This is a genomic window from Candidatus Thiodiazotropha sp. AKIB8 (assembly GCF_058244675.1).
This window is the reverse complement of sequence record NZ_JBSYOO010000045.1, coordinates 43,684-61,125: the sequence shown is the minus strand read 5'-3', so window position 1 is coordinate 61,125 and position 17,442 is coordinate 43,684. Positions and strand designations below refer to the sequence as shown.

Here is a 17,442-nt window from a genome sequence, read left to right as displayed (position 1 = left end):
TGACTTTTTAGAAATCATATTGTTAGGGGTTTCAAGCCTGAAGACGACATACTTGGTCGCCGGGTTAATAGTATCAGCAACTTTGAAAAAAAACGGGTGACGCTAAGCGTCACCCTCTGGTTGGTAAATCAGATGCCCAGTGCATCGATACCCCAACCAACACCACCTAGATCAACCTCGGGATGTTTTTGTCGAATAGCACGCTCAACCCCTGATACCCGCCAACGGGGAACATCAATCAGCAGCAGGATCTCTCCATGTCGCAGACAGACCTCAAAGTCATTGAGATGGGCCTGGTGTACCTTGCTGGCAAAGCTATAACCCAGCGCCAGGGTGACCGCGATCACCCCCAGGCACCCAAGCATCAACAACCACTCAGATGTCCAAAGGGAGAAAAACAGGAATAAAAAGGCAACAAAAAAAATCAACAGGTTCATATCCCAGAACCAACTCTCAAGTTGCGCAGCAAATCCACTGCGCTGTCTGACTGTCGCCTCTGGTAGTCCCTCAATGTCTATATCCGGCTTTGCAACCGTATGAATATGTTGTCGATTAATCCGTTCCAGCATCAAGTCTCTTACAACCTCTTCTGCTTGGGTGCGGGAAGGCACCAGCAAATAGATGCGTCTTAAGATCATCACTTATCCCTCAGCAACGTAGTCATCCGTATCATTTCCACAAACTATCTTGTGGTCCTCAAGCTCCATATCCATATAGATCTTTTTCGTCTCTTCGCTCTCAAAATAGATCTCAACCCCATTTTCACCATCTCCTTCATACAAACAGGGATGCTCTTCGGGATTGTTTACCTCGTGAAGTGTCACTGGATCCATAGTGGTTCTGATATTCATAGTGGTGTATGCCTCTGTTTTTCTGGAATTACCTCGTTCTACAAGAGATAGCGAATTTGTCGCTCATTCCCAGATTTAATGTTAGTCAAGGGCACCTCTATTAATTGCTTGTGCCCTGTTCGGGTAGATCTCACTTTGTCACTACCACAACTCAATAGTGCTCAACGTTACTTAAGCTATAGAAATACCAAGCAAAACAATCAAGATTTATCTTCTATTTAAACAGACGAGGAAATTGGGGGATTATTCAAGGATAAGCTGATTCAACCTAAAAAGATCAGTTGGGCAGCGTGAAGTGTGCGCTTGTGGCAACGCTGCTGAGTTACCTCAGCAGGTCGACAAATTCATGCCGCGTATTGCACTGCTATTAATGGCCGGGTTAATAATGAGCCTTAAGCTGTGGTGAAAAGACCGAAAAACAGCCCATAGACCAGACTGGAAAGAATCAGACCGAGAAACATCACTGGAATGCCTTTGCGCATCCACACTACCGGAGTAATTCTGGCCTCTGGCATGCCACTCTTCTCAGATTCACTGACGGCGATGATATTGGCTGTCGCCCCAAGGTGAGTACCATTACCGCCAAGGCCAACCCCAAGCGCCAAGGCCCACCAGAGTGGCGCAATATTCACACCGCTGCTCTCCAGCCCCAGGATTATGGGAATCATGGTGACAGTGAACGGAATATTATCCACCACCGCGCTCAGAATAGCCGCAACCCACATCAATAGCAGACCGGTGATAAGCAACATCGCCGGATCTTTGGCGAGTACCGCCAACTCATTGCCCAGCAGGTTTAAAAGACCACTAGCCTCAACACCGCCAACGATCATGAATAGACCGGCAAAGAAGAACAGCACCGACCAATTGACCGTACCAAATATCTGCTCCATATCGGGCTTCATCAACAGCAGGGCCACACAAAGACCAATAAACGATGCGTATGCCGGCATGACATGCAAATTGTGGTGAATAAAGAAAAGTACGACCACAATGCTGAGGGAGAAAAGTACCCGCTTTAAGCCCTCTGCATCCTTGATAGCATGAGTATCAACCAGGGTTTTGGGATCCTGCCCCCCAGTAGTCAACTCATCGCGAAACAGAAATAGCATCAGCGCAACGGTCCCTACCCAGGCTACCAGTACTGGAAATCCCATATGAATCAGAAATGAATTAAAACTGATATTGGCCGCACTGCCGATCATAAGGTTGGGCGGATCACCAACCAGGGTTGCTGCACCACCGATATTTGACAACATAGCCTCTGCCATCAGATAGGGCATCGGATTGATTTTCAATAGACGACAAATCAAAACCGTCAGCGGCGCGAACACAATCACTGTCGTGACATTATCCAGGATCATACTGATCAGACTTACTGCCAGGCTGAGATAGATCAGCAGTAATTTCGGATTTCCCTTCGCCCAACGGGTGATATGTACTGCCGCGTAATCGAATGCGCCGGTAGGCCGCAGCATGGCCACCAGCATCATCATCGCAGCGAGTAACAAGATGGTATTTCCATCTACAGCCAACAGCGCCTCTTCCTGGCTGTAGAATCCCATCCACATACCCACCCCGATCATTGTCACTGCCCCCAGCATGGCGGCGGTGGTACGATGCAGTATCTCCGTGAAAATCAGTATATAGGCCCCTACGAGAAGCGCTGCAGCGGTCCACATTTCTGTCGTAATCTGCTCAAGCATTCTAACTGGCCCTATTCTATGCAGCACTCTCTGGTTAAGATCGCTTCAGCAATACTCAAACGTGTTACGACCCCCTGGTAATCATCACCCTCAGTGACGAAGAGATATTCCGTGGCATATTGCTCCATGATTGCCAGTGCTTTGATTGCCTGAAAATTTGGTGACAGACGAACCGCATCCGGAAAGATGAAATCATCCACAGTTTTAGCCATCAGTTCATCCGCTTTTATGTGCGGGAAATCCAGATGCTCCACATCATCTCCAAGAAGATGGGCGCCATGAATAATATCGTCAGGAATACAGCAGACCCGAAACATATGTCTCACAGAAAAGCGCCCGCTGATCAGGCCATGCTGATCCACATAGGGTATGCCTGGAATTCGCTTTGCGACACACTCCTGCATCACCTCACCAACACTCATCCCCGGACGGGCAACCTTGGTCGGTATCGAAACATGTTTAATTTTCATTTCGGCGTTTCATCCATCAAAGGTTTCATGGCATGCAGCATATTGGCGAATAGATGGCGATTATTCCGCTCTTCTCGGGCCAGAAGCTGTTTCATGTATTCTCGTTGGGTCGGCTTGGTAAAGCAGGCTGGACAGCTATCGGGGATGATTGGCAATTCCGCTTCTACAGCAAACGCTCCAGTTTGACTCTCTCGGCAATAGACCAATGGCCTGATAATACGGATATCCCCCGCATCATTAAGATAGTGCGCTTTCATGGTGCGCATCTGTCCGCCATGAAAAATGGACATCATCAGGCTCTCAGCAAGATCATCCAAATGTTGAGCCAGCGCCAGCACATTATAGTTCTGTTTGCGGCATGTAGTGTACATAATGCCCCGCTTCATCCGTGCACAGTAGGCACAAAAAGAGTCCCCCGACATATTCTCCCGGGCCTCTTCCATAATCGGTTGTTCTGCATAGATCCAGGGCACGCCTAAACTATCATAGTAGGATTTAAGCGGTGCTGGATCGAACCCTTCCACTTCAGGGTCAACCGTGATCACGCCCAATTCGAAACTAACTGGGGCGTAGCGCTTTAGATGCGACAAAACCTGTAGCAGGGTGAGTGAGTCTTTTCCACCGGAAACACCGAGCAGAATACGATCACCCTCCCGGATCATATCGTAATCAGCAATCGCCTTTCCGACCTTGCGCATTATTGTCTTTGGGGGCTTGATGCAATCATTCATATTGGCATTTTGACACGAAGCCTTCTATCCACCAACGTCTGTGAATAGAGGACATTCGCCGCATCAGGTGTGGCGGCGGGAATGCTACTAATCAGAGATAAGCCTAACTCTGAATTTACAGCTTCAGGCAAGATGAATAGAGCTGCTAGAAGATATTCTCAGCAAATCCAATATATATTTGCCTTTCAGTGAGTTGATGGTAAAAAATCAGAAAATAATGAATATATCATCATCAAACGGTTGTGCATTTTTTAAATACAGGTACGCTTTTCCAATTGATCCAGGAAATTTGCTACATAATAATCATAAAATGGTATAGGGCTATCCGCAGAACTATAGCAATAGCAATACTGAGCCGCTGAATCACTAACCTTTAACATCAAGGGGATACCTATATGGATATTTTTGTTCTGGCTGTTTTAATCCTTGCCGTAGTTCTTGTCGCTTTAGGTGCCAAAAGGGTGCCCCAGGGTAATGAGTACACAGTGGAGCGCTTTGGACGCTACACCAAAACCCTGCGTCCCGGTCTGAATCTGATTGTTCCGGTCATCGATCAGGTCGGGAATAAGATGAACATGATGGAACAGGTACTCGACGTACCCTCACAGGAGGTAATAACCAAAGACAACGCCATGGTCACTGTGGATGGGGTGATTTTTTTCCAGGTGCTGGATGCTTCCCAGGCCGCTTATGAAGTCAATAATCTGTATGGCGCCATTCTCAACCTGACCATGACTAATATTCGTACCGTAATGGGTTCAATGGATCTGGATGAACTACTCTCCCAGAGAGACAAGATCAACACCCAGCTGCTGACAGTGGTGGATGACGCCACCACGCCCTGGGGCGTGAAAGTAACCCGCATCGAGATCAAAGACATCTCCCCGCCAAGAGACCTGGTGGATGCCATGGCCAGACAGATGAAAGCGGAACGTGAGAAACGTGCGGCCATCCTTGAGGCGGAGGGGCTGCGTCAAGCCGCAATCCTTAAGGCTGAGGGTGAAAAGCAGGCAGCAATTCTCGAAGCAGAAGGTGAAAAAGAGGCGGCTTTCCGTGAAGCGGAAGCAAGGGAACGACTGGCTGCCGCTGAAGGCAAAGCGACAACCCTGGTTTCTGAAGCGATTGCCAAGGGCGATGTGAATGCGATCAACTACTTTGTTGCTCTGAAATATACTGAAGCGCTACAACAGGTCGCATCGGCAGAGAATCAGAAGGTAATTATGATGCCTCTGGAAGCTTCGAGCCTGATTGGATCAATAGCAGGTATCGGCGAACTCGCCAAACACGCCTTCGATAAGAACCATCCTGGAGCGACTTCATGACCTGGCTGTCTCAGCTCGACTATTGGCACTGGTTTATCCTGGCGGTTGTTCTGATGACTCTAGAGGTCTTTTCACCCGGCGCCTTTTTACTCTGGATGGGCCTATCAGCCGGGATAACCGGTCTAGTGCTGGTAATGATTCCTGAGCTTAGCTGGCAATTTCAACTACTTAGCTTTGCACTGTTCAGTGTAGTCACAATTGTGCTTGCACGAACCTTTCTTCACCATCGGCCAATTGAGACCGACAGCCCCCACCTGAACCGGCGTGGTGAACAGTACATAGAGCGGGTCTTCTCTCTGCAAGAACCGATCATCAATGGCGAGGGTAAGATAAAAGTCGACGATAGCACCTGGAAGATACACGGTGAAGACTGCCCCGCAGGAACTAAAGTCAAGGTAGTCGGTGTACATGGTGTGGTTTTGTTGGTAGAGCGGCTCTAACAAGCCATGACTTTGCCACAAATGTCGGCACAGGTACTACACTTATAAGTCAAGCGTAAATAAATCAGAACAAGAATGAACTGCTTGAAAACAGACACCAGAACCAGAGATAGATATCCCGCCAGGAGACATGACGTCGAAGGCCCTCAAGAATCTACCGTAGAGCCCATTAACTGCTGGACGTAGATCGGTTTACCCGCTATGAATATACCTCACACCAATAATATCCTCTTCGTCGACAGTGACCCCAACCAACTGCAAGCACTCAAGCGAACCTTACGCACCCATAAGGAGATGTGGCAAATATACTATCGTGCAGATGCCCCAAGCGCTTTAGAGCTACTGCAGCAATACCCCATTGACATCATTGTCAGCGAAACCCAGCTAAATGGCATGGAGGGTTCCTCTTTATTGAAAGAGGTTCAGTCTAAGTTTCCCAGCACCACACGCCTGCTTTTTTCAGGTCAGGCACTGCGGACACCCGCCCAGGAAGTTGTCCAACATGCCCACCAGTTTATTGCCAAGCCCTGTGACTCACAGACCCTGATCAATACCCTTGAACAAGTACTGCTACTTCGCAGCCTGCTGAATAACCCGGCTATGGCTGAGATGATCAATAGCTTAGGCACACTCCCCAGTCTGCCTCAGAGCTACCAGCAAATAATCGAAGCCTTACAATCAGAGAATACCTCACTCGCTGACATTGGCGATATCGTCTCCCAGGACATCGGCATGTCGACCAAATTACTGCAAATGGTCAACTCCGCTTTTTTTGGATTGCCACAGCAGATTGGCTCAGCTCAACATGCGGTATCGCTATTGGGCATTGAGACGGTCACCAATCTGGCCCTTGGCGCCGGCATCTTCTCCCGACTTGATCAATCCACCATCGACACCTTTAAGCTGGAAACTCTATGGCAACATAGTCAGTTGGTCTCCGGGCTGGTTCGACACTTGGGGCTGGCAATAGGATTGAAGCGGCAGGAACTGGAGATCCCAGTAATGGCCGGCATGCTGCATGATCTGGGGATACTACTATTAGCTTCGCAGAACAGCGAGGAATACAGTCGAATTTTCGAGCAGTCACTGCAACAGAATATACCCCTATTCGAGGCTGAAGCAGATGCCTTATGGTGCCACCATGCAGGTATTGGCGCCTATCTCATAGGGCTTTGGGGTTTGCCCTTTTCCGCGGTAGAGGCAGTGGCTCACCATCACAGTCATGAAAATCAATCACTGCAACGCTATGACTGCCTTCTGGTGTATGCCGCCAACCTGTTCAGTCACTGGCTAAGTGAAGACGAAGATCGACAATACTACGATCCTCAACACCTTCAAAACCTCTTGGGTGATGATACGTTTGGACGCTGGATTAATATTGCTCAGGAGTACCTTGATGGACAAACCACCTGAAAAAATCTTAATGGTGGATGATGACCGCAACCTTCTCGACTCATTCCGCAGGCAGTTTCGTAAACGCCTCAACCTTGAGACCGCCACCAGTGGCGCAGATGGTGTGCAGGCCGTTAGAGACGGCGGACCTTTCGCGCTGGTTGTCTCTGATATGCAAATGCCAAATATGGATGGGGTTGAGTTTCTCTCACAAGTACGTGAACTCTCACCCAACACAGTGCGCATTATGCTGACAGGAAATGCCAATTTGGATGTCGCCATCGGCGCTGTGAATGATGGCAATATCTTTCGTTTCCTGAACAAACCGGTAGATACGGAAACCCTCTATGAAACGATCATCAACGGCATTAAACAGTACCGTCTGGTCACCAATGAGAAGGTGCTTTTAAACAAAACCCTGAAAGGTGCGGTTGACTTGCTGGCCGACGTACTCAGCATGGTCAATCCAGAGGCGTTCAGCCAATCATCCCGGATCAAACACCATGTAAGAAGCATCGTCCGAAGTCTTAGCCTGGTAGATGGCTGGCACTACGATTTGGCCGGTATGCTCTGCCAACTTGGTTTTGTCAGCCTACCTGATGATCTTATACGCAGAGCCATGGAGGGAGCAGATCTATCCCAAGCTGAGATTGCCCTCTATAACTCCCACCCTGAGATGGGTGCCCGCTTACTCAAACATATACCCAGACTCGAAATCGTGGCCGAGATGATCAAACATCAAAATGACGATATCGGAAAAATAGAGATACAGGGAAAACTAAATAGCGATCAAAAGGCAATCCTTGGTGGCCAAATACTTAAGGTGGCCATTAATTACGACAAATTTCTGAATCTCGGCATGTCAGAAGATGAGGCCATAGAGCAGCTCAGGAATAGTCCGGAAAATTATGATCCCGCACTGGTTGAAATCCTTATACAGGGATCTAAAAACCGTAAAGTCGAAATCCTCAACCTGTCGATCAGTCAGCTTGAACCCGACCTCATCGTCGACCAACCGATCAAAACACTTGCTGGTGCAGTACTGGTCGCCAAAGGGCAGCCCATAAGTCAGGCAATGGTATTCAAGTTGAAAGCCGCCGATGAACGTGAAGTTATGCCAAAAACCACCATCAGGGTATTTCGTATCACACAACTTGATTAAGTTGAAGAACCTGAGAGAAACTCTAAGCTTGTTACCAGAAACCCTTAGCGATAGATCAATCTCAGAAACCCCAATGCTCATCAAGGTTTTGATTTACCACAAATTATCTCATTAAATTAAGAACTAACTTCCCTTGTTTTTGTTCTAGTTTGTGACTAGCCTTTATACATACACTACATATGAGTGTAGCTATTTTTAGTGGTACTCATTTTTTGAGTAATCGTTGGCCCACTAGACATTGCCTCTACCGATTAAGTGGATCTGCTTGATAATATAGAGGCATCCAAACGGATTTTATATTCGCTTACAATCTTTATCGCATTGCTGGGTTTGTTATCAAACAGCTCTGAGATACTGAGTCTTATCGAAATGTCATGGGAGGCCAAGTCCATCCTTTAGATCGACATAGGACTTGGTAATGAAGAGATATCCTAAAGTTGAAACCAGCGTTATATCTGCAACTCTAGCGTTGTGTATAGCGCCAGCGGCCATAACATTTGCGGCCACCGACAAACATGCTGGTAAAGGCCACACTCCACACTGGGGATATGTGGGCGCAGGCAATCCCGCCGAGTGGGCCAGCTTATCCAGACAGTACCTGCTATGCAGCAGTGGAAAACGACAATCTCCAGTCAACATCTGGAGTGAAATCCCCGCCGATCTATATACCCTCAACTTCCAATACCAATCTATTCCCTTAGCCGTTTTAAACAATGGCCACACACTTCAGGCCAATTACAGCACAAGCGGTAAGCGCGAGACGGTGACTATTGGTGGCAAGTCTCACCCGGTAAAGAGCAATCCTGTCTACAACAGCACGCTAATGGTCGGTGATCACCCCTACAAACTGCTTCAGTTTCACTTCCACACACCCAGTGAACATGCACGTGAAGGGCAACGCTATCCAATGGAGGTACACCTTGTACATAAGAGTGCTGATGGTAACTTAGCGGTGGTTGGCATTTTCTTCAAACGAGGCAATGAAAACCCAACCCTTAGAAAAATACTCGACAACACATCTACTGAAATAAACAAGGTCAACCTGGTTCAGGCAACGACCATCAATGCTGCTGATTTACTACCCAGTAATCGGCAACTGTTTCACTATAGCGGCTCATTGACCACACCCCCCTGCAGCGAGAACGTCAACTGGTTTGTCATGAAGACACCGATTGAAGTCTCGGACGCGCAAGTCAATCAGTTCAAAAACCTGATTGGCGAGAATGCCCGTCCACTACAGTCGATGCATTGGCGTTCAATGCTGACATCAGATTAAAAACCAGGTCAATGAGGTATCACCATGAACAATCCACTGAACAACCTTTCGCTGAGAGCCAAGTTACTGGGTCTTGCTGGTATATTGATAGGCTTACTTATAATAAGCTCAACTTATGCCATCATCTCCATGAACAGCATTGGTAAAGAACTTATCACCATTGCTGAAGAGGATATTCCACTTACGGAAAAACTGACTGAAATAACCGTGCATCAACTGGAACAAGCCATCAATTTCGAACGTTCATTGCACTACGGAAGTATCTTAAAATATGAGGATAGTGCCCTGACACATTTTCGTGAATCGATAAAAGCCTTCGATGAAGGTACAGAGATGATTGAATCTGAAATCTTTGAGGCAGAACAAATTGCCAAAGAGGTTATAAAACACAGTACTGGTGAAATTCTCACGCAATTTACTGCAGTAAACAACACACTCAAAGAGGTTGAATCAAAGCATAAAGATTTTGTCACACATGCACATGAAGTCTTTGTTGCCCTTGCGGACGGAGATACGCACCACGCTGAAGAGTTGGCTGAAAAGGTAGAGCATGAAGAGGAGAATCTTGATAAAACTCTCGAAAATCTGCTGATTGAAATTGGCAAATTCACTGAAAACAGTGCCAAAAGTGCAGAAGCGCATGAACATAGTGCAGTTATAGCCCTTGGAGTAATTGCTGTGATAAGTGTGGCTTTAGGTCTGATCATAAGCAGCCTGCTCTCCTCATCGATCATCAATGCAATTAACAAAGCAACTCTCATTGCATCTGGCGATCTATCCAAGGAGATAGAGATCACCAGCAATGATGAAATCGGCGACCTGCTCAAGGCAATCAACGGCATGCGACTCAAGTTACTCGATATGCTGTCGGACATCTCTGGGACAACATCACAACTCTCCACAGCGTCAGAAGAGATGTCTGCCATAACCACCCAAACCAGTGAGACTATTCTCAGTCAGCGCTCAGAAACAGAGCAGGTTGCAACTGCTATGAATGAAATGACCGCTACTGTTCAACAGGTTGCAGCAAATATCAACCATACGGCGACAGCAACACACAATGCCAGTGATCAGACCAACGACGGCTCTCGCATTGTGCAGCGGGCGATTGCCCAAATTAATAAACTTGCCGATCAGGTTGAGGTCTCCTCCAATACAATCAATGAACTTGAGAGTCATAGTGAGGCCATTAACACTGTTATTGACGTTATCAAGGGTATCGCCGAGCAGACCAATCTATTGGCATTAAATGCTGCAATCGAAGCTGCCCGCGCGGGTGAACAGGGACGGGGATTTGCTGTAGTAGCGGATGAAGTTCGAACCCTGGCTGGACGCACACGAGAATCAACTGACGAAATCAACGATATGATTGAGAAACTCCAGGAGGGTTCACGTCAGGCTGTAGCAGTTATGGATCAAAGTCGACTGGAAGCAAAATCCGCTGTTGAATTAGCCACACAGACCGGGGAAGCTTTGAATTCAATCACACAGGCAGTTGAGCAGATCAATGAGATGTCGACTCAGATCGCAAGTGCGGCAGAGGAGCAGGGAGCCGTTGCCGAAGAGATAAATCAAAACATAGTCAAGATTAATGACATGTCTAACCAGACAGCAGACGGTGCCAGCGAAACGGCTACAGCGAGTCAGGATCTTGCGCGTATGGCAACAGAACTCCAAGCGATAGTAGAACAATTTACTGTAAAGTAAATTTCTTTTTTACTATGCAGAGATAGCTTTTGTCGGTTTTGCACAATCTATCTCCCATCAGTCAAATCAGGATTTGACTGATGGGAGATAGGCATCATCTGTAAAATCCCAAACTTAATCTGACAGTTTGGAAGAATGAGCTTTAATGTGACCGGACAATCATTGTTAGTGAGTTCGACGAACTTATTCAATCTTTGGGAAATCTTTCAAGCAACATTTTCCAGAGGGGTTGCTTGTTTTGCATGAACAGGGGCCAAGTTTTGTCTGTTGAACAACAAAATTCCTAACTGACGAATCTCCAATGAAGTCTTTCATTGTTATCCCGTAACAGTAGCAAAGCATAGATTCTTCTGAACTCGTCTTAATACCTACTTGGGTTCTTAAGTATGTCTTTGTAATAACTGAATTATCATTTGAGAAATAGACAACATCGCAATCAGGGTCATCACAAAAATAAAAAGTCTTGCCATCAGTATCTAATTCCCATGATTGCCGCACATGGTGAGTTACCGTTCTTGTAGAAATGCGCTTATATGATTTCCCATTAACAGGACATACATGCTTTTCCATATCAATAGAACCGGATTCAGAGGTAGTGCAGCAACAATTGCTCATTCAATAAATCTCCTATTAACCGTCAAATTAAGCCTGATCTCCTAGGCAATATCTGTCCATACAGCCATACACTTTCAGATTTTTTGGCTCTACCGCAACACTCCTGATTATTCAGGTAGAGCAGACAACGGTAAGCGCACAATAAAAGACGTACCTACACCCTCTTCTGTTTGAAATGAAATTTCACCGCCATGCTTGCTTACAACAATATCATGGGCAACCGCCAACCCCTGGCCTGTACCCTTTCCTACATCCTTAGTAGTAAAGAATGGATTAAACACATACGCTTGCGCTTCTTTGGGAATTCCTGTTCCACTATCTGAGACAACAATCTCAAACCAATCACTGTTAGTCGATGTGCTAATTTTTATTACCCCCTTGCTATCACATTCAGCAGCCTCGATTGCATGGGCGGCATTAACAATCAGATTTAGAAATACCTGTGAGATCTCTCCAGCAACACACATTACAGCAGCAAGCCCTTCTGAAAGATGTAACTCTGTTTCAGCAACATACTTCCACTCATTTCTGCAGACAGTCAATGTATTAGTAATGATACGATTGATATCAGCAGGCTCTTTCTGGGCACTGCCTGGATGGGCAAACTCTTTCATCGCCGATACAATTCTTGCAACTTGCTCTGCACCGGTTATTGATTGCTCAATAGCATTTGGCGTCTCTTCCCTCAGATACTCCAAATCAATCTCATCTATCAACGACAGCAAATGATCTGCTTTTGGTTTCAGGCGCTCCTCTGATGCGGCTTCATTAAGTAATTCCCGATATGAGTCGAGCAGCTGAATGAAATCCTCATAACTATCTTTGAGAAAGCGAAGGTTATCTCCAACGTACTGAATCGGTGTATTGATCTCATGAGCAATACCACCTGCCAGTTGACCAACAGCTTCCATCTTGTGGGTCTGATTGAGTTCTCTCTCTAATCGTGCCTGTTCACTTTCAGCCTTTTTTCGCTCAGCTATATCACTGAACAGCACGACCACACCCTCAGATTGATCGTTCTCAATCAAAGGTGAGACTGAGAGTGATACATCCACAGGCTCACCCTGGCAGTTAAAAAAAAGATCCTCTTGATCTTTACGTACTCTACCATCATTTATGGTATTTAATACTGCACTTTGATTGATATCAAAACCCTCTTCAATCCGTTTACCATAAACTTTATTTATAAAATCAGAACCTACTACCGCCTCACCATCCCAACCCAATATGTTGACTGATTCTGGATTTGCATAACTTACTCTACCCTTCTGGTCTAACACCACAAAACCTTCACTCATACTATTGGTAACGTCACTGAGGAACTGTTTTTGAGATTTCAACTCATATTGCGCAGCCTCCAGCAACCCCCAATGTTTTCGAAGTTGATACATAAAGAATATGCTTGTAAAAGAGATCAGCAGATATCCTATAAAATGCATAAACAGCATTGATTGTTTTGATGCAATATGTGAATCAACTATTGGTTTTTTTGCAATCTCTACGCTTATTCCACCTCTGACATCGCCCACTTTTGAGCTTTCATCACCATGGCATGCAAGACAGGTCTGCTGCATATATAGCGGCCCAATAAAACGAAAATAGTTTTCATCTGAGAACAGTACTGGATCTTTCTCAGTTTCAAAACCATTCAGCGCTACGCTCTCCCATCCATTTGCAAGATTTTCCGGATTTTTCGGCTTGTTTGATATAACACGATATTGAATATCCATGCTCTGCTGCTTAAATAACTCTGGCTGAGTCTGCATGATAATAGGGTTGATCTTGGTCATCCTTACCATTTGATACATCACTCGACCGCGATCATAGGCAATCTCTTCTATCGATGTATCAAAGCGGGTTACATTCCAACGAACAGAGAGGGAGACCACGACAAACCAGAAGATAAGCGGGAGTATCCAGTAGGATCGGGATTGCAGAAGTTTAATCAGCATTTTAGTCGCCTAAACCTTAGCCACCTTTTATAGTGAAAAGCACTCGTAAAAAGTAGAGGTTAAAAAAACACTTCATGCTATGCATGCTTTGTTTATCGAGGCTCGACGAAATTTTAATTGTCATTTATGCTGACACGGGGGTTAAAACCATTTTCCCCAACATGCTTCCCTGCTCAACTATTTGATGAGCCTGCGAAGCGCACTCTAGCGGCAGTGTTTTATTGATCCTTATTTTAAGACAGCCGCTATCGATCATTTCCGCGCAGTCACAAAGTATAGCGACCTGATTTGCCCGTGCTTGAGGTAGATTTCGTAGCATAGGCGTTAGCATCAGGGTAAACCCTACACGAAGATTTCGGTTACGTGCCTCTTTCCAGTCGACTTCAGTTCCTGGGTCCAGTAGTGTCACCATATCACCATAATGCGCTGTGGCAGGTATCGATTCTTTGAATACCTGACCACCTACTGTATCCAACACCACATCCGCACCCCGTCCATCAGTTAGATCAAGAACTCTCTCTGCGAATCCACCTTCGTCATAGCGAATAATTTCATCAACACCCAACTCAGATACAAACGCCTCTTTTTCTGCACTCCGGACAGTCGTCAATACCCTGATACCGGCTTGTTTAGCTAACTGAATTGCCACATGACCTACTCCGCCGGCACCGGCATGAACCAATAGAGTCCGCTCTTCGGTCATTCTTGCACGGCCAAATATCGCTTCCCAGGCGGTTATCAGCACCAGGGGAGCTGCCGCTGCATGCTCAAAATCCAAAGCCGCTGGCTTTCTACAACAGACGACTTCATCAAGTACAGCATACTCAGCATAGTTACCCTGTAACCCTCCCAGACCACCGTTGCAGTACCAAACCTCATCACCAGGCCGAAACAGAGTTACTTCCTCACCCGTCTCAACAACCACACCTGAACCATCACATCCTAAAACTGCAGGCAGACCGTCATCTGTAAACACACCTCTGCTGCGCAGCTTTGTATCAACTGGGTTGACCCCTGCAGCCATGATTTTCACTTTGATGTCAGTGGGCTTCTCGATAACGGGCTCAGATATCTCCTCAACCGACAAAACATCTGGGCCACCCAGCTCCCGTAAAACTACAGCTCTCATCATCCCCTCCATACCATTGCTTATTCTTAATCACCAAGACTCAAATCCATTTTCATTTCCTGAAAACTACGTCTCTATTTTTTTTATTATTAATCTGAGTATAGGCGTCCTGTTCGATTCTGAATCCATTCCATACAATGGTGATATGATCTTGATCAAGAGTGACAGCTATCCAGCCTATCTCTAAAGAAGACCTTATGAAGTGCAAAAGCCTTACACGTGACTAGACTCTCGCGGGGCAAAATCGTTTATCATCTGCCAATAGTACAAATAAACATCGTTAACCCGCTTAAACATGAACACTCTTAAAGCCCTTAATGACCATCAATCCTTATTGAAACAGTGCCGGCGCTGCACTTCGATGATTGGCCCTGTCGTTGTTGGCAACGCTACCGTTTCACCACTCCTTCTTGTTGGTCAAGCCCCTGGAGACAAAGAGGGATCAGCAGGAAAACCCTTTGCCTGGACTGCAGGTAAAACACTTTTCAAATGGTTTGAAACTATTGGAATGGATGAGGAGCAGTTTCGAACTAGTGTCTATATGTCGGCAGTTTGCCGATGTTTTCCGGGAAAGAACCCAAAAGGCGGCGATCGAGTACCCAGTAGAGAAGAGATTGAAAACTGTCAACAATGGCTAAACTGTGAGTTGCAGCTACTGAAGCCTCAGTTGATTATTCCAGTAGGCAAGCTCGCGATATCACAGTTTATTACTGTGAATAAGCTGGTGGATATCATTGGAGTGCGTCATCGCATAACATTGGACAGTGGAGAGACCGACCTGATACCCCTACCCCATCCATCAGGTGCTTCAACCTGGCATCGCACACAACCCGGTAAGTCACTACTTGCTCAAGCATTGCAACTGATTGAGTCTCACCCTAGTTGGCCACTCGGTAAATTCGGTAACACTCAGAGGAAAAGTTAATGGCAGAAGAAATTGGCAAATTCACCATACATCTGGAACAGGAAGAGGATTATGCGTTCCGGGTAAAATTTGATCTGAAAAAAGCCCCTGATATCATCATGGATGAACCGCCTCCATTGGGTGAACGTAACGGACCAAACGCCTCACGCATGCTCGCTGCAGCTGCGGCGAACTGCCTCAGCGCCAGTCTGATGTTCTGCCTGGCGAAGGAAGATGTGCCTTCAAATGATGTAACTACTGAAGTGACCTGCACAATGGTTCGCAATGATAAGAAGCGCATAAGAGTAGGACGCTTGGACGTTCGAATCACTGCGGGTGATGAACTTCTCAGTTCAAAAAAGAGTGAGCGCTGTCTTTCACTTTTTGAAGATTTCTGCGTGGTAACAGCCAGCTTGAGGGACGGCATCCCTGTTGGGGTTGAAGTGGTCAATCAAGCGGGCGAACTGCTACACAAGGCCGAATAGCGTTCGACAACCTCTGATCAACGAAAAAAATGCCTCAACCCCTCACTCTCATCAGCAGTGGCTGGTTTTTCCAGCGCCTGTCTGAAACGAAAACGGATAAAAATCAGCGAAGAGAGCAACAGTAGCAAGGAGAGTGTTACCGCGATACCCAACCACAAGGTTCGCTGTGGCGCCAGCAAGGCATACTGTTGCTCTTGCAGCATTGCCACAACCAACCGATAGCTCTGCTCGTATCCATTCGATCCATAGGTAACAGTGCGGAAGCTGAAAATACCATCACTGTTGGCTATCTGATTCGATACGCTCTGCTGCATCAAAGCCCAGACCTCAGGATAAGTCTGATTGAATTTTTGGTAAGATTTTGCGGTGTCAGGAAATACAAAACCCCACTCCTGATCACTGCTGAAGCCACGCAAATAGTACCCCGAATCATTGAGTAACAACATATTCCCCTCGACCAGGTGAGCATGCCGCTCCAAATCATCAAATATATAACTCGCCAACGCATTGACAACCAGCAGCGCCTCTATTTCTCCATTTTCATCTTCGAGGGGGGTAACCAGACGTATCATTGGCTTATAGGGCAGTTCAACCTCCCCCCTTTCTATATTCAGGTCAATAGGCGACGCATAGATACCACCAGCCTCCAGGGTCAAGCCCTTCTGAAAATAGTAGCGATGAGATTTATCCTGCAGCAGGCGAGTGGTAACCCTGCTGGCTCCCAATGGGGTTCGATCTACACGTAAACGCTCAATACCCTGCAGGTCGAGTAATCTGACTTGATCATACAACTGCTTTTCTGCGACAAACATCTCCCAGTCAGCGGCAATACTGCTCAAAACCCTTTCATCATAACCTCCAATGGCCCTGACAATATCAGGATCGGATACCAACATTTTGATATCAGCCCGCAGGTCATTCCGCCGTTGCTCTAGAGCATACAGCGCACTGTCTACTGACAGTTCGGATAGCCCTTGCCAGCGCTCCTTCATATTGTTAACACTTAAGTTGTAACCCAACCAGAGGATGAGGTTGGCTATGAGTAGCAGTGGCAAGGCCATTAATAGCGCCAAACCACCCAAATGGAGTAGATTCTTAGTCGACAGTTTTGCTGAGTATACCATCCGCATTCCATGCGCTACGAGTAAGTGGGGAATACTGCTGCTTATTGAAAGTCCCAAAGCTGATTCCCATGATCCTTAGGGCCTCACTTAAGACATAGCACACAAATAGGATTTTTCACCCTAACATCTAGAAAAATGTAATAGTTGTTCACAATTACAGCTCTATTCAACCAGGT

General features: G+C 46.4%; 17 protein-coding genes and 1 pseudogene. 9 read left to right on the top strand and 9 right to left on the bottom strand.

Annotated elements, in window-relative coordinates; genetic code table 11:
• Nucleotides 1-128: 128 nt before the first annotated feature.
• The 5 genes from AC4IFB_RS15575 to AC4IFB_RS15555 form a co-directional block, all read right to left on the bottom strand.
• A complete protein-coding gene (locus tag AC4IFB_RS15575; RefSeq protein ID WP_490780645.1) occupies nt 129-638 on the bottom strand; it encodes a hypothetical protein in 510 nt (169 codons plus the stop codon).
• A gap of 3 nt (nt 639-641) precedes the next feature.
• Entirely contained in the window at nt 642-851 is a 210-nt protein-coding gene (locus tag AC4IFB_RS15570; protein WP_490775947.1) for a hypothetical protein, read from the bottom strand.
• Between the two features lie 392 nt (nt 852-1,243).
• A complete protein-coding gene (locus AC4IFB_RS15565; protein ID WP_490780644.1) occupies nt 1,244-2,557 on the bottom strand; it encodes an ArsB/NhaD family transporter in 1,314 nt (437 codons plus the stop codon).
• 11 nt (nt 2,558-2,568) lie between these two features.
• Entirely contained in the window at nt 2,569-3,027 is a 459-nt protein-coding gene (locus AC4IFB_RS15560; protein ID WP_490775949.1) for a CBS domain-containing protein, read from the bottom strand.
• Nucleotides 3,024-3,725: a PP-loop family protein gene (locus tag AC4IFB_RS15555; protein WP_490780643.1), complete on the bottom strand. Its 702-nt coding sequence runs from the start codon at nt 3,723-3,725 to the stop codon at nt 3,024-3,026. The genes AC4IFB_RS15560 and AC4IFB_RS15555 overlap by 4 nt, the downstream gene beginning before the upstream one ends.
• A gap of 428 nt (nt 3,726-4,153) precedes the next feature.
• Here AC4IFB_RS15555 and AC4IFB_RS15550 point away from each other — a divergent pair, with 428 nt between their 5' ends.
• The 7 genes and pseudogenes from AC4IFB_RS15550 (at nt 4,154) to AC4IFB_RS15520 (ending at nt 11,057) form a co-directional block, all read left to right on the top strand.
• Entirely contained in the window at nt 4,154-5,080 is a 927-nt protein-coding gene (locus tag AC4IFB_RS15550) for an SPFH domain-containing protein (protein WP_490775951.1), read from the top strand.
• Nucleotides 5,077-5,520 carry an NfeD family protein gene (locus tag AC4IFB_RS15545; protein WP_490780642.1) on the top strand — a complete coding sequence of 148 codons (444 nt, stop codon included), beginning with the start codon at nt 5,077-5,079 and terminating at the stop codon, nt 5,518-5,520. The genes AC4IFB_RS15550 and AC4IFB_RS15545 overlap by 4 nt, the downstream gene beginning before the upstream one ends.
• Nucleotides 5,521-5,721: 201 nt before the next feature.
• A complete protein-coding gene (locus AC4IFB_RS15540) occupies nt 5,722-6,933 on the top strand; it encodes an HDOD domain-containing protein (RefSeq protein WP_490780641.1) in 1,212 nt (403 codons plus the stop codon).
• Nucleotides 6,872-7,258, top strand: a pseudogene (locus AC4IFB_RS15535) (response regulator); the annotation flags it as partial. The gene AC4IFB_RS15540 and the pseudogene AC4IFB_RS15535, both read left to right, overlap by 62 nt.
• A 54-nt stretch (nt 7,259-7,312) precedes the next feature.
• Nucleotides 7,313-8,074 (top strand): HD domain-containing phosphohydrolase, encoded by a 762-nt coding sequence (locus tag AC4IFB_RS15530; protein WP_490780668.1) that lies wholly within the window; start codon nt 7,313-7,315, stop codon nt 8,072-8,074.
• A gap of 418 nt (nt 8,075-8,492) precedes the next feature.
• Nucleotides 8,493-9,350 (top strand): carbonic anhydrase, encoded by an 858-nt coding sequence (locus AC4IFB_RS15525; protein WP_490780640.1) that lies wholly within the window; start codon nt 8,493-8,495, stop codon nt 9,348-9,350.
• A 24-nt stretch (nt 9,351-9,374) separates the two neighbouring features.
• Complete coding sequence (locus AC4IFB_RS15520; protein ID WP_490780639.1) at nt 9,375-11,057, top strand: methyl-accepting chemotaxis protein; 1,683 nt, start codon at nt 9,375-9,377, stop codon at nt 11,055-11,057.
• A 183-nt stretch (nt 11,058-11,240) separates the two neighbouring features.
• On the opposite strand, the gene AC4IFB_RS15515 is transcribed toward AC4IFB_RS15520, so the two are convergent.
• The 3 genes from AC4IFB_RS15515 to AC4IFB_RS15505 form a co-directional block, all read right to left on the bottom strand.
• Nucleotides 11,241-11,672 carry a putative iron-sulfur cluster-binding metallochaperone gene (locus AC4IFB_RS15515; RefSeq protein ID WP_490780638.1) on the bottom strand — a complete coding sequence of 144 codons (432 nt, stop codon included), beginning with the start codon at nt 11,670-11,672 and terminating at the stop codon, nt 11,241-11,243.
• Between the two features lie 107 nt (nt 11,673-11,779).
• The gene (locus AC4IFB_RS15510) at nt 11,780-13,624 is read right to left on the bottom strand and encodes an ATP-binding protein (RefSeq protein ID WP_490780637.1); all 1,845 of its coding nucleotides are present in this window, start codon (nt 13,622-13,624) and stop codon (nt 11,780-11,782) included.
• A 124-nt stretch (nt 13,625-13,748) separates the two neighbouring features.
• Complete coding sequence (locus tag AC4IFB_RS15505; RefSeq protein ID WP_490780636.1) at nt 13,749-14,756, bottom strand: zinc-binding dehydrogenase; 1,008 nt, start codon at nt 14,754-14,756, stop codon at nt 13,749-13,751.
• 358 nt (nt 14,757-15,114) lie between these two features.
• Here AC4IFB_RS15505 and AC4IFB_RS15500 point away from each other — a divergent pair, with 358 nt between their 5' ends.
• Together AC4IFB_RS15500 and AC4IFB_RS15495 are read left to right on the top strand one after the other, a co-directional pair.
• A complete protein-coding gene (locus AC4IFB_RS15500; RefSeq protein ID WP_490780635.1) occupies nt 15,115-15,678 on the top strand; it encodes a uracil-DNA glycosylase family protein in 564 nt (187 codons plus the stop codon).
• On the top strand, nt 15,678-16,142 hold the full coding sequence (locus AC4IFB_RS15495) for an OsmC family protein (RefSeq protein ID WP_490775960.1): 465 nt from the start codon (nt 15,678-15,680) through the stop codon (nt 16,140-16,142). The genes AC4IFB_RS15500 and AC4IFB_RS15495 overlap by 1 nt, the downstream gene beginning before the upstream one ends.
• A gap of 17 nt (nt 16,143-16,159) precedes the next feature.
• Here AC4IFB_RS15495 and AC4IFB_RS15490 read toward each other — a convergent pair whose 3' ends face one another.
• Nucleotides 16,160-17,266: a hypothetical protein gene (locus tag AC4IFB_RS15490; RefSeq protein WP_490775961.1), complete on the bottom strand. Its 1,107-nt coding sequence runs from the start codon at nt 17,264-17,266 to the stop codon at nt 16,160-16,162.
• Between the last annotated feature and the right edge of the window lie 176 nt (nt 17,267-17,442).